The organism is uncultured Draconibacterium sp. (assembly GCF_913060805.1).
In the GTDB taxonomy this organism is placed as follows: Bacteria; Bacteroidota; Bacteroidia; order Bacteroidales; family Prolixibacteraceae; genus Draconibacterium.
Genome location: NZ_CAJXTC010000001.1, coordinates 258,114 through 280,334, shown reverse-complemented (window position 1 = coordinate 280,334; position 22,221 = coordinate 258,114). Strand labels below are relative to the sequence as shown.

General features: G+C 41.6%; 16 protein-coding genes. 4 read left to right on the top strand and 12 right to left on the bottom strand.

The features are described 5' to 3' along the window. Window positions 1-131: 131 nt before the first annotated feature. The 9 genes from QZ576_RS01085 to QZ576_RS01045 all read right to left on the bottom strand — a co-directional run bounded on the left by QZ576_RS01085 (window position 132) and on the right by QZ576_RS01045 (window position 12,869). The gene (locus QZ576_RS01085; protein ID WP_297093523.1) at window positions 132-1,598 is read right to left on the bottom strand and encodes a SusD/RagB family nutrient-binding outer membrane lipoprotein; all 1,467 of its coding nucleotides are present in this window, start codon (window positions 1,596-1,598) and stop codon (window positions 132-134) included. A 28-nt stretch (window positions 1,599-1,626) separates the two neighbouring features. After that, window positions 1,627-4,866: a SusC/RagA family TonB-linked outer membrane protein gene (locus QZ576_RS01080; RefSeq protein WP_297093521.1), complete on the bottom strand. Its 3,240-nt coding sequence runs from the start codon at window positions 4,864-4,866 to the stop codon at window positions 1,627-1,629. Between the two features lie 561 nt (window positions 4,867-5,427). Then, window positions 5,428-5,952, bottom strand: a complete 525-nt coding sequence (locus tag QZ576_RS01075; protein WP_297093519.1) for an OmpH family outer membrane protein — start codon at window positions 5,950-5,952, stop codon at window positions 5,428-5,430. A gap of 207 nt (window positions 5,953-6,159) precedes the next feature. Next, window positions 6,160-6,672 (bottom strand): OmpH family outer membrane protein, encoded by a 513-nt coding sequence (locus QZ576_RS01070; RefSeq protein ID WP_297093517.1) that lies wholly within the window; start codon window positions 6,670-6,672, stop codon window positions 6,160-6,162. Between the two features lie 64 nt (window positions 6,673-6,736). Further along, the gene (bamA, locus tag QZ576_RS01065) at window positions 6,737-9,451 is read right to left on the bottom strand and encodes an outer membrane protein assembly factor BamA (RefSeq protein ID WP_297093515.1); all 2,715 of its coding nucleotides are present in this window, start codon (window positions 9,449-9,451) and stop codon (window positions 6,737-6,739) included. Between the two features lie 4 nt (window positions 9,452-9,455). Continuing rightward, the gene (locus QZ576_RS01060; protein ID WP_297093513.1) at window positions 9,456-10,199 is read right to left on the bottom strand and encodes an isoprenyl transferase; all 744 of its coding nucleotides are present in this window, start codon (window positions 10,197-10,199) and stop codon (window positions 9,456-9,458) included. Beyond that, window positions 10,199-10,996 (bottom strand): DUF6089 family protein, encoded by a 798-nt coding sequence (locus tag QZ576_RS01055; RefSeq protein ID WP_297093511.1) that lies wholly within the window; start codon window positions 10,994-10,996, stop codon window positions 10,199-10,201. Before QZ576_RS01055 ends, QZ576_RS01060 begins: the two co-directional genes overlap by 1 nt. Window positions 10,997-11,302: 306 nt before the next feature. Further along, a complete protein-coding gene (locus tag QZ576_RS01050) occupies window positions 11,303-12,193 on the bottom strand; it encodes an NAD kinase (protein WP_297093509.1) in 891 nt (296 codons plus the stop codon). 13 nt (window positions 12,194-12,206) lie between these two features. After that, entirely contained in the window at window positions 12,207-12,869 is a 663-nt protein-coding gene (locus tag QZ576_RS01045) for a CBS domain-containing protein (RefSeq protein ID WP_297093507.1), read from the bottom strand. A 69-nt stretch (window positions 12,870-12,938) separates the two neighbouring features. On the opposite strand from QZ576_RS01045, the gene QZ576_RS01040 reads away from it, so the two are divergent. Together QZ576_RS01040 and QZ576_RS01035 are read left to right on the top strand one after the other, a co-directional pair. Continuing rightward, on the top strand, window positions 12,939-13,652 hold the full coding sequence (locus QZ576_RS01040; RefSeq protein ID WP_297093505.1) for a pyridoxine 5'-phosphate synthase: 714 nt from the start codon (window positions 12,939-12,941) through the stop codon (window positions 13,650-13,652). Between the two features lie 192 nt (window positions 13,653-13,844). Beyond that, window positions 13,845-14,648, top strand: a complete 804-nt coding sequence (locus QZ576_RS01035) for an alpha/beta fold hydrolase (RefSeq protein WP_297093503.1) — start codon at window positions 13,845-13,847, stop codon at window positions 14,646-14,648. Between the two features lie 235 nt (window positions 14,649-14,883). Here QZ576_RS01035 and malQ read toward each other — a convergent pair whose 3' ends face one another. Together malQ and QZ576_RS01025 are read right to left on the bottom strand one after the other, a co-directional pair. Continuing rightward, a complete protein-coding gene (malQ, locus tag QZ576_RS01030) occupies window positions 14,884-16,362 on the bottom strand; it encodes a 4-alpha-glucanotransferase (protein WP_297093501.1) in 1,479 nt (492 codons plus the stop codon). Beyond that, complete coding sequence (locus tag QZ576_RS01025) at window positions 16,352-17,452, bottom strand: Gfo/Idh/MocA family oxidoreductase (protein ID WP_297093498.1); 1,101 nt, start codon at window positions 17,450-17,452, stop codon at window positions 16,352-16,354. Before QZ576_RS01025 ends, malQ begins: the two co-directional genes overlap by 11 nt. A gap of 106 nt (window positions 17,453-17,558) precedes the next feature. Between QZ576_RS01025 and QZ576_RS01020 the strand changes: the two genes are divergently transcribed. Together QZ576_RS01020 and QZ576_RS01015 are read left to right on the top strand one after the other, a co-directional pair. Continuing rightward, complete coding sequence (locus QZ576_RS01020; protein WP_297093497.1) at window positions 17,559-18,779, top strand: peroxiredoxin; 1,221 nt, start codon at window positions 17,559-17,561, stop codon at window positions 18,777-18,779. Between the two features lie 2 nt (window positions 18,780-18,781). Next, window positions 18,782-20,035: a M14 family metallopeptidase gene (locus QZ576_RS01015; RefSeq protein WP_297093495.1), complete on the top strand. Its 1,254-nt coding sequence runs from the start codon at window positions 18,782-18,784 to the stop codon at window positions 20,033-20,035. A 72-nt stretch (window positions 20,036-20,107) separates the two neighbouring features. Here QZ576_RS01015 and QZ576_RS01010 read toward each other — a convergent pair whose 3' ends face one another. Further along, window positions 20,108-22,192 carry a S9 family peptidase gene (locus tag QZ576_RS01010; RefSeq protein ID WP_297093492.1) on the bottom strand — a complete coding sequence of 695 codons (2,085 nt, stop codon included), beginning with the start codon at window positions 22,190-22,192 and terminating at the stop codon, window positions 20,108-20,110. Window positions 22,193-22,221 lie beyond the last annotated feature (29 nt).

Genomic DNA, 22,221 nt, shown 5'->3' with positions numbered 1-22,221 from the left:
AGCGCAACGCGGCCCGGTATACGTATCCAATTCTCAGAAAACCATCGTCTTTCGGCCATTTATAGCAACAGAAAAGGGACACACTTTGCAGTGCATCCCTTTTACTAAAATTTATTCATATGAAAATGGTGTTAATTAACACCTGTGCGAACGTCCCAGTACATTTTTTGACCCCACATACGATCTTCAACCTGATCCCAGAAAGGTGTAATGTTTTCGGTATTTAAGTTGTACTCGTTTGTTGGATATGGTTGTCTGAATGGTGGACGGCTGTGTCCGATGTAGAATGCATCCGGAGCTGCGGCCAACAAAGGAACATCAGTTCTTCTGGTTTCAGCCCATGCTTCCTGACCATTTTTAAACAGCGAGATCCATTTTTGGATATAAATCTGATCCATATCATCGCCATAAGCGATTTCGTCTTGTGCCAAATATGCTTCGATGTCAGCTGTAGCAATTCCGTTTTCTTCCAACGAAGCAGTAATACCGGCCTCGTAGGCTTCTTCGGCAGTTGTTCCAACGCTGTATCCTCTGGCTGCTGCTTCAGCTACAATAAAGTTTACTTCGGCAAAGTTCATATATGGAGAAAATCCGGCAGCATCTTCGCGGAAGCGAACTCCCATACGTGAAATATCGCTCATGCTAAAACTACCAAGCTCGGCACCAACAATTACACCACGATATTCGCCATCGCTTTGAGCAGGTTTAGCGTAAACCGGCAAACGAGGATCGCTAAACGCAATTAACTGATCGATCATAACATCAGCCACACCGTGGTCGTCACGAGCGCTAACTTCTTTGTTCGAGTAAAATGGCTCGTAATATGGGTCGGCACCCGACCAATAGAAATAAGCATTCTCATCGTTTGATGCAATTACAGGGTAAGTTGATGGATTACCAATGATCTGCTCAATAACGCTTTTTGCAGTTGCTGCATCAGCATCCATTAAACGACAAGCCATACGCAAACGTAAGCTGTTTGCAAATTTCTGCCATAATCCGGTGTCGCCACCAAACAATACGTCGCCGCTACCCAGCGCATCACCATTCCCCTGGTTAAACATTGTATTTGCATCTTCTAACATTGCCATAACCGCAGGGTAAATCTCTTCCTGAGTTTGGTAAGCAGGCGATAAAACACCTTCTTCGGCACCTAAAGCATTGGTGAATGGAATATCTCTCCACATATCGGTAGCAACTAACCAGATATAGGCACTGTAAGTAGTTGCTGCAGCAACCATATTTACGTTACCGGCTTCTTCTGATTGAGTAATTACCTGTTTCAGGTTTTGCTGATTGCGGTAAACAGTTGCGAAATACGAGTTAAAAGTTCCTTCCCTGAATTCGTAGATCGACTCCTCAGGATACTGGATTTTACCTACCTGGTTTGAATATCCCAGCGTTCCGGCGCCAATTGCTGAAAGGCTAAACGTATTCGATGTAAAGTTATTCAATACATATGCCATAATGTTGGTTGCCGGCACAGTGGTAGGATTATTCGGGTCGGTGTTAATATCTTCGTAATCACCGGTACACGATACCATTGCCGCAATAAGCAACAGCACGATACTAAATCTTATATTTTTAAATTTTAACATGATGTTTCAGTTTTAATAGTGAACAGAATTAAAATGTAACACTCAATTTGAATCCTAAGTTACGGGTTGCAGGAAGCTGGTATTGCTCAATACCCATACCCGATTCGGTTGTACCGAAAGCTGTTTCAGGATCGATACCAATATCGTTTGATTTGTGTGTCCACAGAATAGCCATGTTACGACCAACAAACGAGATATTAGCACTTTTTATGAAACCAACTCTGTCGAGCAAACTTGATGGAAGTGTGTAACCAAAAGTTACTTCACGAAGTTTAACAAAGCTACCGTCGATAATACCGGTTTTCTCAATACCCCAGTATCTTTCGTAGTAATCTTGTGCTGAAACTACAATGTCGTTAGTGCTTCCGTCGCCTTTAACCACGGTTTCGTCTTTCAATACATCTTGTCCAACAACAACACCTACTTCGCGAATATTGTATCCTTCGGCACCCGGACGAGAAGCCATTTGTGCAGTTTCTTCACTAACACCCGACATACCACCAAACCAATCAGTTACAGAGAAAATGTCGCCTCCCATACGCATATCAACCAGGAAGCTGGCGTTGAAGTTTCTCCAGGTGAATGAGTTGTTTACACCACCAATCCAATCTGGCATTACGTTACCTACGATCTCAGGAGCAGATCCCGGAGTTGGCAAACCGTTAGAGGCTACAACAATATCTCCGTTATCGTTTCTGTTGTACGAGTAAGCTTTAATTACACCAAATGTCTCACCAGGAATTGCTTCAATAGTAACAGCTCCCCAAGAGGCACCAATTTGGTATTTTGTAAGGTCGGCATACAATTCATTAACCGTGTTTTTGTTTTTCGCCCAGTTAACTGTCATCTCCCAGTTCAATCCTTTTTTCGATTTTAGGATCTGACCAATCAGTTCCAGCTCAACACCTTTGTTTTCAATTTCACCGGCGTTAATCATTACTGCATCGTAACCCGATGCATCACTGATGTCAACCTGCATAATCTGGTCTTTGGTAATTTTATCGTAGTACGTAGCGTTAATTCCCAATCTGTTATTGAAGAAACGAAGCTCAGTACCAATCTCCATCGACTCAACTTTCTCCGGTTTCAAACCTGTTGGAGGAAGTGTTACCGGCAAGCGGAAAGGAGTTGTTCCGTTGTACGGATCGTTTGATACATAAGTCATCGACAACTGGTAAGGATTTGTTGCAGCACCTACCTGTGCCCAACTAGCACGGATTTTTGCAAACGAAAGGATGTCTGATTTAATTGGCAGCGATTCAGTAAGCAACCAGCTCATTGTTGCCGATGGGTAGAAGAACGACCAGCTATCAGCAGGAAGTGTTGAACTCCAGTCGTTACGACCGGTTAAATCAAGGTACAACCATTTTTTATAATCGAATGAAACCGAACCGAACACCGAGTTCGACTGCAATTCACTGTCGAACTGCGATACACTTGGATTTCCGTTTACGTTACCAATGGTATACAAATCCGGCACAGTTAACGAGCTTGCTGAGAAGCGTGAGTAGTGACGGTTGTAATCGCGGTAGTTAGCACCAACAGTACCGTTTACACCAAAGTCGCTGGTAATTTGTTTGTTGAAACTAAAGATCAAGTCAGCATTTAACTCGTGCTGGAATGTTTGCGCCTGAGTGAATTCACCACCGGCCTGAACACCGTTCGATCCATCGGCAGCAACTTGTTTTGTAAACAGATGGAACCAATCAACACCTAAACGACCCATTACGCTTAACCAAGGGGCTAATTCGTAATCCAGAGTCATGTTACCGTAAATACGGTCTTTTTGCAAACTGTTGGTGTTTTTATTCACCGTCCAGTAAGGGTTGTTATGGTAGTTGGTATTCCAGTTGTAAGGATTACCATGCATGTTGTAAGTATTCCAGTTTTCTTTCAAAGCAGCCATGTCTACCTGGCGACCAAACCATCCACCAATCGACTGCATTGGGTTGTTTGCAGTATATCCCTGGCTCGGAACGTTATCCGATTTTGTTTGCGTATAAGTAACCGAACCCTGTGCTGTTAAACGTTTAGCAGCAGTAATAGAACCGCTTAAACTTGCGGTTGAACGGTCCATGTCAGTGTTAGGAATAGTTCCTGTAATATCCTGACGAGACAAGAACAAACGAGTACTTCCTTTATCAGAAGCTCCCTGAATTGACAAACTGTTATCAACAGTTACTCCTGTTTCGAAAAAGTCTTTTACGTTATCAGGATGCGAAATCCAGGGAGTTTTCTGGTATTCACCATCAACAACCGGGCTGGTGAACTGCGACAGTTGCAAGCCAATATCCAAACGTGGTCCCCACGATTCATCCATAAAATCGTAAACACCGCCGCCATTACCGTCAACATACTTAAATCCGTAAGTATCCGACCAGTCCTGGTAACTCATATCAATTCCTGAATTGTTGAAGTAATATTCAGAAGCCGAATATCCCTGACCATATTTATCCTGGTAGTTAGGAATAATGTAAGCGTCGCTAAACGTAACACTTGAATTTAACTGTACCTGGAAGCCTTTGTTTTTATCCGCTTTTTTAGTGGTAATAAGCACCACACCGTTGGCAGCGTTCATACCATATAATGCAGCCGCGTTTGCACCTTTCAGCACAGTGATCGATTCGATGTTTTCCGGAGCAATATCAGAAGCACCGTTACCAAAGTCGACACCACCCCACTGCGATACCGAAGAACCGTAGTTACTAATTGGTACACCGTCTACCACAAACATTGGCTGGTTGTTGCTAAACGAGCTGTTACCACGAATGGTAATACGAGAAGAACCACCAATTGCACCGGTAGCACTTGTTACCTGTACACCTGCAATTTTTCCCGACAGTGAGTTAACAATGTTAGGGTCTTTTGCTTTTGTTAGTTCCTCGCCCGAAACTTCCTGCACCGCATAACCCAGTGCTTTCTTTTCGCGCGAAATACCCAATGCAGTAACCACTACTTCGTCAACAGCAATGTTTTCACTCTTCATTGCAGCATCAACAACTGAGCGTCCTGCAATTTCAACTTCGAGTGTTTGCATACCCACAAACGAAAAAACCAATGCAACTGCATCATCGGGAACTTTTAACGAGTAATTTCCATCAACATCGGAAATCGTTCCATTGGTAGTACCTTTAACGGAGATAGAAGCTCCGGGTATACCCATTCCGTCCTCTTCGGACGTTACGGTACCTGTTATTATGCTGGTTTGCGCCTGAACAAGGCCAACCATGAATAACAGATACGTAAAAATTAGCGTAATTTTTTTCATAGAAGTAAATTATTTTAAGTTCGCAATAAAATTCAACACTTTTAAACTTAAGATCTGCCAAGTGCTCATTCTGAAATCTTTTTGACATCATTTTTACCTCTTGGCTGACACTTTTCTATCTAATCACAATACTAGCTGATGAGTAGGGCATTTTTTATAACATTCGTCATAATTATATATCAATGCACTGGTTTTATGGGAATTAGGAAATACTGAATTTTCAGATTGAGAATCTACTACGCTCACAGATGGCTTATTTTCAACGACATAAAACATCGTTGTCGCAAATTAACATTCATTAAAGAATTATTAAAAAAGATGATGGAGGTAAAAAGTGAGCTTAACTTTACTAATAATTTACCTGAATTCGGAAGATATTACTATCAGATACCAACATAACATGACAGTTTTCTTACAATTATTTACCAGAGAGTAAATATTCCTTGAAATTCCTGCCGTTTTGATCCGGTAATCGGGGGCAATAGTTGTGTTCGGTTTTGGGCACAAAAAAACCGCTTATCTTTCGATAAGCGGCTTTTAATATTGTAGTAATTAGGTTTCTTACTGAATACCCAATTTAGCTTTTACCAATGGTAATACGTCAACACTTTGGTTCGACTTGTAAAGAATAGTTCTGTTTCCTGCACCTGAGTCGAAAACATAAATCAGACCTTGTTCTTTAGCTACTGCTTCAATGGCCTCTTCTGCTTTATCGAAAACAGGTCCTAAAAGCTCAGCTTGTTTTTGTTGTACCTGCTGTTGTGCAGTAACCTGGTAATTCTGAATGCGTTGTTGTACATCCTGAATTTCGGCAATCTTTGCGTTTCTTTTAATTTCAGAAACCTCTTCTCCCATGGCTTCAAATTCGCCTAGTTTTGCCTGGTAGTCTTTTTGCATTTCACCAAGAATTTCTTCCAATTCACCCTGGAAAGTATTAAACTCGGCTTCAGCAGCAGTTCTTTCCGGCATAACCTGAACCAACGCCTGTAGGTCGATGTGACCGAATTTTAAAGATTGCGCATTGGCAGCAGTATATGATGCTACAGTGAACATTAGCACTGCCATTAATTTCATTAAATTTCTCATAATCAATGTGGTCTTAATTTTTGCTTGCAAATATAGTATTTAATACCAATTAATAGTTAAAATGAACAATTGATTTCATACGATTAAAATGGTTTATTTTCTTTTGTATCGTATGTAACTCGCATGGTTTACGACAATAATTAAAGACGTATCTTACTCCATGCTCGTTTAGGTCGAATCATTCTATTTTAAAAGCGAACTATTGATCTATTTATACCCCAGTTTTCTCAGTACTTCGTCGCTGAGATCGTAACGTGGATTGGTATAGAATAAAGTAGCGTCGCCGGCCTTATCAAAAATCACAGCATAACTACCATCGGTAGCTATTTCCTGAACAGCGTTAAAGATGTCGTCCTGAATAGGTTTGATCAATCCCTGACGTTTCTTGAACAGGTCGCCACTTGGCCCAAAATACTTACGTTGCAAAGTTTTATAATCTTTTTCTTTGGTAATAATCACATCTTCGCGTTTGCGTTTCATGTCTTCAGACAAGAGCACGCTTTCGGCCTGAAAATCCTGATACATTTGCTCGATCTCAGCATGCATCGATTCCAGTTCTTTTTGGTATTGCGACGACAACTGATTTAGTTGCTCCTGCGCAGCGTTAAACGATGGAATGTTTTCCATAATGTACTCAGAATCAATGAAAGCGTATTTCTGAGCGCTTGCAAATAATGTTACTGAAAATATTACTGCAATTGATAAAATAATTTTCTTCATGGCAAATTCTTTTTTAGTTAAACTGGTTTTTGTCTATCATATTTTATGCCAAAGCTATTTTCTACTAGAATTGCTGACCAATTACGAAGTGGAACTGGCTACCTGCAGCATCGGGAACACCCGGTACATCGTCAAATCCATAACCCCAGTCGATACCCATTAACCCGAACATTGGCAGGAAGATACGTACACCTACACCGGCTGATCGGTGCAACTTAAACGGTACGTAATTCTGGAAACTGATTCCGGCGTTACCTGCTTCAGCAAATGCCAGCGCGTAAATGGTTGCACTTGGTTTCAAAGTAATCGGGAAACGAAGTTCTGTGGTAAATTTAGAATACATATTCGAACCGTTTCTCGGACTCAAACTGTAGTCTTTATAACCCCGCAGCGAGATGTAATCGTTACCATACATATTATAACCTGACATACCTGAACCACCAACAATAAATCCTTCGAAAGGTGATTTACGACCTGAATCGAAATAGCCAAGGAATCCCATTTCCAGTGCTGTTTTTAACACCAGTGTATGTTCTCCTCCCGGGTTGGTAAGCGGTGTAAACCACTGCCCTTTCAATAACCATTTATGGTATTCAATCCATTTGTACCGCTCTTCATTCGAAATACTTTCATCCGAATAGTTTTTGTCGTTAAACCACGAGTATGGTGGAGTAATTTTTAAAGCCAGCGAAAGATTAGAACCTCTACGTGAATACAATGGGTTATCAACCGAACTACGTCCGAAAACTGTTTTAAAACTAAGGTTGTTAAATGTTCCGTTCACCTGACCGTTTTCGTCTGCCATAAAATAGAACATACTTCCCATGTTTTGCAGGTTATAATGCTCTAACGACAATTCGTGATAAACGGTAAAGTAGTCATCAGGCCACGACAAACGATATCCGTAACCTAACGCCAATGCTGTGGTTTCCCAAATCTGATCGTCGTCTTCGTTTGTATTTTCCGAATCGTAGTTATACTGGTATTGCGGATAAGAATTGTAACCTCCGTATCCGTATGGCGAATAACCTGAACCATAAGGAGAGTAACCATAGCCACCGCCATAACCGCCGTAACCATAAGGAGAATAACCATAGCTGCTACCATAACCGTAAGGATTATAACGTTGTGTATATCGGTTGGCACTGTAGTTAATTCGCGAGTGCGATAACGATACCGAGAATGAATTAGGTTTTTTACCACCTAACCATGGCTCGATAAACGACAAACTAATGGTACGGTAATACTTACCACTTGTTTGGTAACGCAAACTCAGTGTCTGACCATCACCGGTTGGCAGCGGTCTCCAGGCTTCTTTATTAAAAATGTTACGAACCGAGAAGTTGGCAAATTTCAAACCTACCGATCCAACAAACATACCGGCTCCCCAACCACCTGAAAGTTCAATCTGGTCGTTTGCTTTTTCCTGAAGCTGGTATTCAATATCCACAGTTCCTTCTTCAGGGTGTGGCTGAACATCAGGGTTAATTGATTCCGGATCGAAGTGTCCGAGCTGGGCCAATTCCCTGTACGAACGCATCAGCAATGTTTTACTGAAAAGATCGCCGGGATAAGTACGTAACTCTCGTCGGGCAACGTGCTCGTGCGTTTTGGTGTTACCCACAATACGCACTTCGTTAATTGTTGCCTGCTTACCTTCGTAAATACGCATTTCGTAATTAATGGTATCTCCGTTGATGTTAACCTCAACCGGATCAAGGTTAAAGAATAAGTATCCTCTGTCGAGATAAACGTTGTTCAAACCTTCTTCGTTGTCGAACAGGCGTTTATCCAATATTTTTTGGTTAAATACGTCTCCTTTTTTGATTCCCAAACGCAAATCGAGGTAATCGGAAGGATAAACCGTGTTTCCTACCCAGCGAATATCGCCAAAGTAGTATTTATCGCCCTCTTCAACGTCAATATCGATGTTAACCCGGGGTTTATCTTTTCTACCAACTTCTACCTGATAAACCGAATCTTGTACGATAATTGCATCGCGGTAACCCTTTTCGTTGTATTTATCGATAAGGTTCGCCTGATCTTTATCGTATTCTTCCTGAAGGAATTTTTTGGTTTTAAAGAAATTTCGCAACGACTTTTCGTTTGTCTTTTTCATGGCGCGTTCAAGCGTAACATCCGAAAGTGCTTCGTTGCCAATAATGTCGATATTATTAACCTTTACCTTTTCTTTTTTGTCGACGTAAATATCCAGGATAACACTATTGTTTTGAGTGGTATCGTCGCGCTGAACAATGTTAACCTCGGTGTTAAGGAAACCTTTTCCGTGGAAGAGGTTCATAATTGTTCGTTCGGCGCTGTTTACCTGGTGATCGGTAATCTGACTTCCTTTTAGAAGCAGAACTTTTTCAGTGATATCGTCTTTTTCAGATTTTGAAACACCATAAAAGTTTACGTCTCCCAAGCGAGGCCGCTCCTGCAAATAAATATCTATCCAAATCTGGCTTCCGACAATTTTGGTCGCCTGTATTTTCACATCCGAAAACAGGCCCTGTTGCCAAAGTTTTTTTATCGCCAGCGTTATTGCATCTCCCGGTACCATTATTTCATCGCCTACTTTTAAACCCGACAGCTGGATAAGTACATTTTTATCCAGATAACGGATTCCTGAAACCTGCACATCGGCAATTGTATACTTGCGTGCGCTTGAATAGTAGATTGAAAAGTTTGTACTGTCGGCTTCTTGTGCAAATAGCTGTGGTACAAACGCTACAAAAAGGAATAAAAAGGCGACTAATGGTCTTTTGATTCTAGTCATAAAATTAGCTCGTTAACTGTTCACTTGTTTTTCCAAATCTTCTCTCTCTGTTCTGATAATCAATAATGGCTTCAAATAAATCGTCCTTTCTAAAATCAGGCCACAATTTATTCGTAAAATACAATTCAGAGTAAGCTATTTGCCACAACAAAAAGTTGCTAATCCGATATTCGCCGCTGGTTCTTATCATCAGCTCCGGATCGGGCAATTCTGAGGTAGACAAATAATTTTGGAACAGTTCGTTATTTATTTTTTCTTGTGTAATCTTGTTTTGGGCCAAATCGTTGGCCAGATTTTTTACGGCATTAAGCACATCCCAGCGTCCGCTGTAACTTAAGGCCAACACCAGGTTTAACCCGGTATTATCTTTTAATGCATCAACACATCCCTGAAGTTTTGCCTGCACATTTTCGGGCATTTCGTGCACACAACCGATAACACTCAGCCGAACATTGTTTTTGTTCAGCTCTGTTGTTTCGGCTTCAATGGCATGTACTAAAAGTGCCATTAGTGCTTCAACTTCTTCTTTTGGGCGGTCCCAGTTTTCGGTGGAAAATGCATAAAGAGTAAGGTGTTTTACGCCAATTTCGCCGGCTCCCTCAACTACGGAACGAACCGACTCAACGCCGTTTTCGTGTCCCATAACGCGGGGTTTGCCATGTTGAGCGGCCCACCTTCCATTGCCATCCATAATAATGGCAATATGTTTTGGTATATTATTGCTATCTAATTTGTCAACTGTTTTCATCACCAATTTTTAGCATCGTAGGCCGGACAAGCCTTTTTGCCTATAAAAATCATATATGTGAGATGTACCCCCAAATATCCTGCCCAGTCGTTATTATGCGAACCATCGTTATACGTGATGGTTTCGCCAAAACCATTTACATGTGCCAGCGGATCATCCAAATCATCCAATTGATCGCTCATATATTTGCGCATCTGGTATTCTACTCCTACTCCCAAACGATCGCCAATGGTATATTTAAAACCCATTCCAAACGGAATGGTAAGTGTTGTTACTGATTCTTCGTAGTCCACTATAATCGGATTTCCTGTTGCCGGATCGTATTCCAGTTCCGGGTGGTCAGGATTGAATCCTAAAATTCCTGCAGGTCCTAACGGATCTGTGGCCAATCGCCCCGATGTAAAAGTGTAGGGAAAATAAGCGACTCCAATTCCGAAAGTTACATACGGACTAAACCGAATCTTCTTTTTACCTAAAATATACCTCAGGTAATTAATTTCTGCCTGCAAGGATAAATCCTGAACCGATTTATCGAACTCCCATGGCGCAGTTTCCACTGTTCCTTCGCTGGCAAATGTACCGGTAAGGAACATGGCACGCATGCCTACGCGGGCATTAAAATTATACCTGAAATAAGCTCCAAAATTTAAATTGAACGATTGAAACGGGGTGTCATCATCCATGTCGCCATGTACCGATGTTAATGTACCTCCCCAGATTCCGATGTCAGCTGTTTTTTGTGCATGTACTGAAACAGTCAGCAAAACTGTAACAAACACCAATAGTAATTTCTTCATCTTGGTATTCAATTTCGTTTATTTAACAAAGGTTTCAGACATGTTATTTTATCACTTTCTTCATTTTGAAATGAAATGATCGCTGTCGGTTTCAAGCTTGTTTTTTCTCAGCTTAAAAAGCTACAAAAACACACAAATCGCAGAACAAAAACCAATCTCATAACAAACTGAATATCAATGAACTTAAACGTATAAAAACGTTTTATCTTTTGCTTTCAAAAGCTACAAAAGTAATATAATTCTAAAAATAACATGCTCCTTTGTTATTATAAAACCGAAACAAAGATTAAAAATTGTTAAGTAGCCCTATGAATTGTAGTTTCTGCGGTCCATTCCCCACATTAGCTTACTACGTAAGGTATTAAAAAATGGCTGCTCCGGTAGTTGCAGAGTTTTGAGTTTAAACCCGGCTTTTTTCACTTTTATTTTTGTAGAAAACTCAACAGCAAACGAGCGCGAATCAAGCGAAGTGAGGTAGTTGGTTCCACGGCCTTCAACAGTTAGTTCAATTTCGGAGGTGTCGGGCACAACAATTGGCCGAATAGTGAGGTTGTGCGGTGCCAGCGGTGTAATTACAAAGTTGGCCGAGTTGGGTGTTAAAATAGGGCCACCAACGCTTAACGAATAAGCTGTCGATCCTGTTGGAGTGGCAATGATTAAACCATCGGCCCAGTAGTTATTCAGAAACTCGCCGTTAACCCGTGCCGTAACATTTAACATCGATGAGTTGTCGGTTTTCAGCACCGTCATTTCATTCAATGCAAAGTTAAAATCGAGATTTTCCTGGTTCGAGAATTCTATCTCCAGCATCGAGCGCTCAACAATTTTATAATTCTTGCTAAAAATACTATCGAGTGCATAATGTACCTGGTCTTCCGAAATATCCGCCAGAAATCCCAAACGACCACCGTTCAATCCAATTACCGGGATATCGAAATTACGGATATTCAGTACTGACTGCAGAAATGTTCCGTCGCCCCCAACACTAAAAATAAAGTCGTTGTCGGGATCAAAATCAGAATACGAATGAAAAAAGGAGGTATAATAAGTTGAGCTGTTCAACTCTTCAACTAGGTGAGAATAAAAAGGTTTGTATAATTGTACTTCGATATTTTTAGCGCGCAAAAAGCCAAAAAATTCCTGCAAAACAGGAACAAAATCATCGGAAACCAGTGTGCCAAATACTGCAACTTTCACTATTCGAATGGATTTAAATATTCATAAATTTCATAAACTGGTCGAAACGATCCTGGTACAGATCATTCAACATCGACCGATCCTGATAAATGGCTTTTACATTATAATCATAACGCATCAGTGCCTGAACAACTCCGGACAATTCTTCCGAGTCGAGTTTTAAAATCACATCCAAAACATTCGCCCCGGGTTTACGATCGATAAAGAAGCTGAGTATTTTTACATCATTACTTTCCACAATCTGACTGATCTGTGAAACCGAATAATCGCTCACATTCATTTCAATAACCAGCACACCACCAACTTCCTGCAACGAGAACAGGCTGGCAAATCGTCGTGCCAAATCGTACAAGGTAATTGCTCCCAGATAATAATGATCCTCATCGAGCACCGGCAGCACGCTAATTTTTAGTTTGTACATTACAATTGCCAGCTCGAAAATATGCTGATCGCGGTGCGCATGCGTAGTATTTAACTTGTCGACTGCTGTTGAAAGCGGGGTTTCTACCAGATTCAGATCGTAAATCAATTTATCGGAAACAAGTCCCAGGTATTTGGCATCGTCAACCACCGGGATATGCGAAACACGGTAAACATCCATATGACTCAGCGCTTTACGCCCTGTTTCGGAACTGCTCACCGACGGAATTACATCTGATATTAGTTTATCTGCCAACAAAACTTTACTGTTTAATGTTAATCGTTCAGCCTGAAAATAGTAACTTGCGTTTTTAAATTTTTAGTTATGACCAGACTTAGTGTAAATATAAATAAAATTGCAACACTGCGAAACTCTCGTGGCGGCAAAGTGCCCAGTGTTAAGGATGCCACTATTAATTGTCAAAAATTTGGAGCTCAGGGGATTACCATCCATCCACGCCCCGATGAACGACACATTACACGCAAAGATGTTTATGAGATAAAACCACTGATAACCACCGAATTTAACATTGAAGGTTACCCCAATGAAGATTTCTTAAAAATGGTTATTGAAGTGCAGGCCGATCAGGTAACTTTGGTGCCGGATACCGATGCTCAATTAACCAGCGATCACGGTTGGGACACATGGAAACATCTTGGTTTTCTGAAAGATGTGATTGCACGATTGCACGAAGCCGGTATTCGCACGTCTATTTTTGTCGATCCGGATGAAAAAGCGGTTGAAGGTGCTGCCGAGATTAAAACAGATCGTATTGAATTGTACACCGAACCTTATGCAACGCTTTACCCCATTGATCATGTAAAAGCAATTGAACCATTTGTTGCAGCAGCTAAAATGGCGGCAAATTTGGGTATCGATGTAAATGCTGGTCACGATTTAAGTTTGGAAAATCTGAATTACATGTACCATAAAATTCCGAATCTTAAAGAAGTTTCAATCGGGCATGCGCTTATTGCCGATGCACTCTATTTAGGATTGGAAAACACCATTCAGAAATACCTCGATTGCCTAAAATAATCTTTGTAAGAAAACGCCAAATGCTGCGTTACTCTCGGTTTGAAACCGGTCGATTACGAAAGTAAACTCCCTAATTTTCAAACCTTCGAAAGCCTTGCCTTTGACGCTTTCTTATCAAAGAGATAGAAATCATTGAGTTTTTTCCACAAGCAATAAATAGAACAAAACGGCAAGTGCACAAGTTAACACACTATGGATTTATATTACAGAAAAACAGGTAGTGGATCGCCACTGGTAATTATACATGGACTTTACGGATCGTCGGATAACTGGATGACCATATCCAAGCGCCTGGCAGAAAAGCATACGGTTTATATGATCGACCAGCGAAATCACGGGCGATCGGGATTTGCAGAATCGCATACCTACAACGACATGCGCGATGATCTGGCGGAGTTTTTTGAAAAGCACAACATCGAAAAAGCTACAATACTGGGACACAGCATGGGCGGAAAAACAGCCATGTGGTTTGCTGCCGATTATCCTGAAAAGGTTGAAAAGCTTGTAATTGCCGACATTGCTCCAAAAGACTACCTGCAACTAAAACAAGAAGGACAATTTTACCTGCACCAAAATATTCTGCTGGCCATGCAGGACATTGATTTCTCGATGGTAAAATCGCGCAACGATGTAGATGATTTTCTGGCAGAAAAAATCGATGATGAACGCATCAGAATGTTTTTGTTGAAGAACGTTGAGAAAAATAAGAAAACCAAACAGTTTCAATGGCGCGTTAACCACGAGGTTTTGTACGATTATCTTGAAGAAATAGTTGGTGGCGTAAATATCCACTGGCTCGACGATCGAATTCCTATAACCGCTTATCCGGTAATTTTTATTCGTGGCTTGCTTTCAAAATACATTCAGGACGAGGATAAAGAACTGATAAAAGAAATTTATCCGGAAGCCCGAATTGTTGATATTCCTGATGCCGGACACTGGTTACACGCCGAACAACCGCAAAAGTTTGCCGAAGCAGTTTTTCTGTGTTGCTAGTTACAAAGATTGATGCAGATTGAATCTAAAATTGAGGGAGATAGATGAATTGAAAAATTGCGAAACTGACAAATTGAAAAATTGTATCAGAAACACTGAACTTTCCTTTGTGAAACTCTGTGTCTACTTCGTTCAACTTTGTGGTTAACTCTTCAATAAAAACAATTGCTAACTGCGACTGAATACTTCAAACTTAACCTTTTGCCATTCTCCTTTTGCCTTTTGCCTTAAAAAACTACCGATTATACTTCTCCGTAGTGTCCTTCAAGAACTTCTTCTGCCCTGCCTTCAACTGTTTCCACTGAAAACGCCATCCCCAGTTTCCGGTTGCTGTTCCCGGAGTGTTCATTCGTGATTTTTCGTCCAGTTCCAATACATCCTGCATGGGTAAAATGGCAGTATCTGCTACCGAAGCCAAAGCCAGTTCCATAATTTGTTTAGCCGCATTTTCTTGTGTAACGTACCTCGCCACCAATTCCTTTTCTTCTGCTTCAACAGCATTCAGCCAACCAATAGTTGTATTATTATCGTGCGTACCGGAATAAACCACACAGTTTCGTTCGTAGTTGTGTGGCAAATCTTTATTGGCAGCATCGGTCGTAAAAGCAAACTGCAAAACCTTCATTCCGGGCAAATTAAAGCGTTCTCGCAAATGGTCCACTTCTGTGGTAATAATTCCCAGATCCTCTGCGATAAATGGCAGAACTCCTAAATGGCTTTTAATTAAACTCAACATCTCGTAACCGTGTGCCGGTACCCACTTTCCGTTAATGGCAGTTTCCTCGTCAGCCGGAACTGACCAAAACGATTCCAGTCCGCGGAAATGATCGATACGCACCAGGTTAAACATGTTCAGATTAAAATGCAGGCGAGCCATCCACCAATCGTATTCACGTTCTTTCAATCGTTGCCAGTTAAAAACCGGGTTGCCCCACAACTGGCCTGTTTCTGAGAAATAATCAGGAGGCACACCACCCACTTCAGTTGGTTTAAGTTCTTCGTCCAACAGAAAAATATCGGTATTCGTCCAAACATCTGAGCTATCACCCGAAACATAAAGCGGCACATCGCCAACAATCTGAATTCCTTTTTCGTTGGCATAATGTTTTAACCGGTGCCATTGTCTAAAAAACATAAACTGAACGAATTTCTCAAAAGCAATCTGCTGTTCCAGTCTTTCGGAAAGTTCGTTTACAGCTTCCTGCTCCCGGAATTTTATTCCACGGTCCCACTCGCTCCAGTGCAATCCACCAAAATATTCACGGGCAGAAATAAACAATGCATGATCGTTTAACCACCAGCCATGTTCATTCAAAAAGTGACAGTATTCATCACGAAAATTATCAAACCGATTCTCCTGAAATTGCTCAAAAGCTTTTTTCAACATCCCATTTTTCCATGTTGAAACTTTATCAAATTCCACTTTCGATTTTTTGAAAGCTGGCACCTTCTCGAAATCATCAATATTCAGCAAACCTTCCTCCAAAAGCAGTTCCAAATCGATCAACACCGGATTTCCGGCAAATGCAGAGTAACACTGGTAAGGCGAATTTCCCGCACCAACCGGTCCAAGCGGAAGAATCTGCCAGAGTTTCTGACCGCTTTCCTCCAGAAAATCGACAAAGGCATAGGCCTCTTTCCCCAAAGTACCAACACCTTCCTGTCCGGGCAGCGAAGTTATATGCAGAAGAATTCCACTTTTTCTATTTGTCATTCTTAAAGTTTTCTCTGAATTGTTTTAAATGGTCGGCTGTTTCGCGAACAATGCGTTGCACGGCCAAACCGTGTTTTAAGTCGGCAATTACGGCCTCCGAATCATCACCTGTAAAAAACTGGTAATGCGCATGCACCATCGAGCGTAACCATCCCGGTGGAACATGCCCCGAGGGGAAACTGGTCACCGGCTTGTAATTGCTGCCAACCACCTGTTTTACCCACTGATCCGAACCTTCAGTGTAATATTCAAAGTACTCGGGATTTTGCGATGAATAACGGAATGCACCGTTTTCTGCATAAATCTCAAGCGACACCAAATCGCCGGAACCTGAGCTTATCCGACTTGCTGACATGTTTCCAACAGCACCGGTTTTTGGTTCGTACAACGACAGTGAACTAAACAAATCGGATCCGGCAGGAACACCTTCAAAATCACCGGCCTGCAATCCACTGGTTATTTGCAGCTCCTCGCCCATAAAAGCCATCAACAGACTAATTCCGTGAGATCCTAAATCGGCCATCGCACCACCATCAGGTGCCGGAGTTAAACGCGTAACACGTTTTTTACGGTAACTTTCCTGTAGGTAGTCACCGTGGTAATATTTCAAATCGAAATGAATCGGCTTTCCAATCTTCCCCGAGCGCCAGAATTTCAACCCTTCGCGAACCGATGAAGTTTGCAAATATTGAAAACCCACCTGAATACGAACTTCCTGACCTACAGATTGCAGCAGTTCCTTCATTTGTTCTTCCTCTTCCAACGAAGAGCAAACCGGTTTTTCAAGATAAATATATTTTACGTTCGGCATTTGCAGCGCCATTTTAAAATGCTCGAAATGCACTTTGTTCGGCCCCAAAATATAAACCGCTTCAATTTTTTCATTCTTAGCAAAATCCTCAACAGACTCAGCCTTTTCAAAGCCCATTTGTTTTGCAAACGATTCCCGACTTTCCTTTCTGGCCGATGCCACCGACTCCAAAACGATTTCGGGAACTTCGTTATAATAAAACTTCAGAGCCTGAATCGCATAAACATGTGCCCGGGCTATCCCGCCTGCGCCAATAAAACCTACGTGTATTTTTTGCATGTTCTGTTTCAAATGTTTCGTCAAAAATAATGTTTTGATCAATATAATCCCGGCCTTGGCCAACTCTTTAATTTTTGTTTAGATTTAAGGCAAAATTGTGTTGACAATGAAAAAAACTGCGCTGTATATTTTACTGGGAATGCTATGTGCATGTGCTCCCAAAACTGATTCTGTATTAAAAACAGGAAACTGGTTGTTCTCTTTCCAGATCGACGATCAAAATCCGGATCAAAAAATTCCGTTCAATGTTGAAGTGCTGAATGAAAAGCACCTCGTAGTAACAAATGCCGACGAACAAATAGACGTTCAGGAAATAACTTACAAAGAAGATTCCGTGTTTATAAAGATGCCTGTTTTTGGTTCTGAGTTCAAAGGGAAGATCACTGGCGAAAAACTTAGTGGCGAATACTTCAATTACAATAAAAGTAAAGTACTTCCTATTCCGTTTGAAGCTAAATATGGTGTACAAGAACGTTTTGAAATTACGGATGAAAATGCGGCTGATTTTTCGGGGAAATGGAAAGTCAACTTTGGTGAGGAAGAAACCGACAGTCCGGCAATTGGAATCTTTGAACAAGATGGGAACCACATTACAGGAACTTTTCAAACAGAAACAGGCGACTATCGCTACCTGGAAGGCGTTGTAAACGGAAACACCATGCAACTCTCGTGTTTTGATGGTGCACATGTTTTTCTCTTTACCGCCGAACTTAACGACTCTTCTTTAACCGGAGTGTTTTATTCAGGAAATACATACAAAGAAAAATGGAGTGCAGTAAAAGCAGATGATGCTGAACTGGCCGATATGAAAACGCTTACCTACCTGAATCCGGGCTACGACAAATTGAGTTTTGCTTTCCCGAATGAAAATGGCGATACCATTTCGTTAGCAGATGAGAAGTACAATGGCAAAGTTGTAATTGTTCAGATCTTTGGAACCTGGTGTCCGAACTGCATGGACGAAACACGCTTTCTGGTGGAAATGTTTGAAAAATACAATGCTGCCGGACTGGAAATTATCGGGCTCGATTTTGAAGTAAAACCGGACTTCGACTATTTCCAACAACGTATTGAACGTTATCGAAATGACCTGGATGTTTCGTGGGAACTTGTTTTAGCAGGCACATCAAACAAGAAAAAAGCCGCTGAAGCATTACCAATGCTGAATAAAATTATTTCGTACCCAACTGCCATTTATATCGACAGAAAAGGAGAAATACGGGAAATACACACCGGGTTTTCTGGCCCGGGAACAGGCGATGCTTATGTGGATTACAAAGCAGAAACCGAAGCATTAATTGAAACATTATTGAACGAATCCATTTAACCATGAAATATTATCTGATTTTTGCTGCCTCAGTTCTTTTCCTTCTGGCATCGTGCCAACCAAAAGACATCAAATGGAAAGGACAGGAGCCCATAAAAAAGGTGAGTACGCTCACCCGCCCCATTCAATACCAACTTAAAAAGACATTTGATGTAGGTGACGGCATTTTTCTGTCAAACGAATTCGATGGTGCTCGGCTAAACGGCGTTGCGCTTACCGGAGACAACGAAGTTACCGTTCTAATCACTCCTGAAAACACGCCAATAAACGAAAGTCCGTGGTATGCCTTTAAAATCTGGTCGGATACAGAAAAAGAGATTCAGTTAAAAATAACTTACAACGAAGGAGTTGGTCACCGGTATTATCCCAAGATCAGTATCGACAGAAAAAATTGGGCTTCGGTTGACTCAGCTGTTTACCTGACCGACACGGCATCGGTAGCAAGAGGTGAATCTCCTAAATTTTGTGAATTCACGTTAGCAATCAACACCGATACAACCTGGGTAGCAGCACAGGAACTGATTGTTTCAAAAGATATTTACGAATGGGCCGGAGAACTTGCCGAAAATTCATTTGTAAGTGTTGATGAAATGGGGAAAAGTAAAGAAGGCCGATCAATAAAATATCTGCAGATTGGCAATCCGGAAAGCAAAAAAATGCTGATGGTTCTTTCGCGCCAACATCCGCCCGAAGTTACCGGCTGGCTGGCTATGAAAGCCTTTACCGAGGAATTATGTGCGAACGACGAGTTGCCGGAAAAGTTCAGAGATGAATATTGTATTTACGTGGTACCGTGTGTAAATCCCGATGGAGTAGATAATGGTCACTGGCGCCATGGAGCTGGTGGAATCGACCTGAACCGCGACTGGGAAGACTTTAATCAGCCGGAAACACAAGCCATACGCAAGTTCATGCAGGAGAAAGTAGCAGAGCAAAGGAAATTCTATTTTATGATCGACTTTCACTCGACCTACGAAGATATTTACTACACCATCGCTCCGGAGCTAAAGGGAAATATGCCGGGAATCGTTCCAAAAATTATTCAGGCTATGGCCGAGGATATTCCGGGGTACGATCCAAATATCCGCCCCAATGCCGCAGGTGTTGAGCGGGTCAATTCAACAGTGTCTGTTTTTCACGAATTTGGTGCAGAGGCTGTAACCTACGAAGTTGGCGATGGCACGCCGCGCGACATGATTAAGAAAAAAGGCGAATTAACGGCCATCAATCTTATGGAAATCATGCTTGAAGATTAAGCAAAAAAAAAGGATGTCATCTTTATGAATTCATGAATGAAAGATGACATCCTTTTCAGAGCAAAATATAGCCTATTTCAACCACTTATCCAACCAGTTAAAAAATACACGCTGCCATAAAATTCCGTTTTGAGGTTGCAGCACCCAGTGGTTTTCTTCCGGCAGGTACAACATCTCTGCAGGCACTCCTCGCAAAACAGCTGCATTAAACGCTGCCATTCCCTGCTCTGGCGGTACACGGTAGTCTTTTTCACCCTGCACGATCAAGATCGGAGTATCCCAGTTTTGCACATATTTATGTGGCGAGAAGGAGTACGAACGCTGCGCTGCGGCATTGTCTTTATCCCAGTATGCTCCACCGTAATCGAAATTCACAAACCACATTTCCTCGGTTGAGGTGTACATGTGCTCGAAGTTAAAAATACCGTCGTGTGCTATGAAAGCTTTGAAGCGTTTTTCATGATTTCCGGCAAGATACATTACCGAATAACCACCGTAACTCGCACCAACTGCTCCCAGTTTTGTTTCGTCAACAAATGGTTCTTTGGCCATTTCGTCAATTGAAGTCAGTAAGTCTTTAATATTCTGTCCACCGTAGTCTTTCGATATTTGCTCGTTCCATTCCTGCCCAAAACCGGGTAAACCTCTACGGTTTGGAGCAACGACAATATAATCGTTGGCTGCCATCATCTGGAAATTCCAGCGGTACGACCAAAACTGGCTAACCGTTCCTTGTGGTCCGCCTTGGTTGTAAAGCAGCGCAGGATATTTCTTATTCGGATCAAAATGCGGTGGATAGATCACCCAAACAGCCATTTGTTTTCCGTCGGTGGTTTCCATCCAGCGTTTTTCCACTTTTCCCATGGTCAACTGATCAAGTATACCTTTGTTTACCGAAGTTAGCGCCTCATCTTTTCCTGTAGCCGGATCAACCAAATACAATTCAGCTGGCTGCGACATGGATACTTTCTGTGCCAGTAATTGATTTCCAACCGGAACTGCACTTTGATAATTGTGAACACCATCCGTTAAACGGGTAATCGAATTATCGGCTAAAACCAATTGATAAATCTCATCGGTTGCATGAATGTCGCTGATAAAATAGATAGATTTTGAATCTGCACTCCAGCTTAATGAAGCTGCATTCTGATCGAAACCGGCCGAATAATCTTTCTTCTCTCCTGTCTCGAGATCCGCTACAAACAAACGGTTTTTATCTGATTCGTAACCATCGCGTTCCATACTTTCCCAGGCCAGGTATTTTCCGTCGGGCGAATAAACCGGATTCTGGTCGTAGCCCATCATTCCTTCTGTAAAGTTGCTGGTTTTACCACTTGCCACATCGTACATGTAAATATCCGAATTAGTAGAAACAGCATATTCTTTCCCAACCTTTTTCTTACAAATGTAAGCCAGCGTTTTTGAATCGGGACTCCACACAATTTGCTCGGTTCCGCCAAAAGGTTTCATTGGCGAATCAAAACGTTCACCGGCCATAATGTCTTTTCCTTCGCCAACTTTACCATCCGAATAATCGGCAATAAAAATGTGGTTGTAGGTGTAATCGTGCCATGTATCCCAGTGGCGATACATAATATCTGTTTCCAGGCGTGCATTGGCTTTTGGCAAATCTGGGAAAAGATCGTGAATATCATTGTCAAGTTTGACCGTTTGCAGGTAATATATTTTCGACATATCGGGTGCGTATTGAAATCCGAAAATACCACCTTCAATTTCTGAAACCTGTGTTTTATCGCTACCGTCAGGATTCATTTCCCACAACTGAACGCTGCCGGATGCAAATGACAAATAACCGATCTTCTTTCCATCGGGGCGCCAAACAACGTTGTATTCGTTAATGGCGGTGTTGGTGAGATTTTTTACTTCTCCACCAGCCACCGGAATCGAATAAATATCGCGGTACGATTTATTCTCCTCAATATTGTAATAAGTTACTGTGTATAAAACCTGCGTTCCATCGGGCGAAACCGTTGCTTCTCCCAGGCGGCCAAACGACCACAAAACTTCAGGAGTCATTACATCTGAACTTAGTTTTGGCGTTTCAGGCACATAGTTTTTAGCAACCTGCCCAGACTCTTTTTGCGTACAGCTAACTATTGTCATGGCAATAAAAATAAAAAGTGCAATTTTCTTCATTTTGCTTTTTTGAAAAATTAGTGAATCCA

Bases quoted from the DNA above. Each gene is read 5' to 3' on its own strand.
- QZ576_RS01085 (WP_297093523.1), bottom strand. From the start codon at position 1,598: ATGTTAAAATTTAAAAATATAAGATTTAGTATCGTGCTGTTGCTTATT.
- QZ576_RS01020 (WP_297093497.1), top strand. From the start codon at position 17,559: ATGAAAAAAACTGCGCTGTATATTTTACTGGGAATGCTATGTGCATGT.
- QZ576_RS01080 (WP_297093521.1), bottom strand. From the start codon at position 4,866: ATGAAAAAAATTACGCTAATTTTTACGTATCTGTTATTCATGGTTGGC.
- malQ (WP_297093501.1), bottom strand. From the start codon at position 16,362: ATGACAAATAGAAAAAGTGGAATTCTTCTGCATATAACTTCGCTGCCC.
- QZ576_RS01010 (WP_297093492.1), bottom strand. From the start codon at position 22,192: ATGAAGAAAATTGCACTTTTTATTTTTATTGCCATGACAATAGTTAGC.
- QZ576_RS01035 (WP_297093503.1), top strand. From the start codon at position 13,845: ATGGATTTATATTACAGAAAAACAGGTAGTGGATCGCCACTGGTAATT.
- QZ576_RS01060 (WP_297093513.1), bottom strand. From the start codon at position 10,199: ATGAAAACAGTTGACAAATTAGATAGCAATAATATACCAAAACATATT.
- QZ576_RS01070 (WP_297093517.1), bottom strand. From the start codon at position 6,672: ATGAAGAAAATTATTTTATCAATTGCAGTAATATTTTCAGTAACATTA.
- bamA (WP_297093515.1), bottom strand. From the start codon at position 9,451: ATGACTAGAATCAAAAGACCATTAGTCGCCTTTTTATTCCTTTTTGTA.
- QZ576_RS01040 (WP_297093505.1), top strand. From the start codon at position 12,939: ATGACCAGACTTAGTGTAAATATAAATAAAATTGCAACACTGCGAAAC.
- QZ576_RS01075 (WP_297093519.1), bottom strand. From the start codon at position 5,952: ATGAGAAATTTAATGAAATTAATGGCAGTGCTAATGTTCACTGTAGCA.
- QZ576_RS01055 (WP_297093511.1), bottom strand. From the start codon at position 10,996: ATGAAGAAATTACTATTGGTGTTTGTTACAGTTTTGCTGACTGTTTCA.
- QZ576_RS01015 (WP_297093495.1), top strand. From the start codon at position 18,782: ATGAAATATTATCTGATTTTTGCTGCCTCAGTTCTTTTCCTTCTGGCA.
- QZ576_RS01025 (WP_297093498.1), bottom strand. From the start codon at position 17,452: ATGCAAAAAATACACGTAGGTTTTATTGGCGCAGGCGGGATAGCCCGG.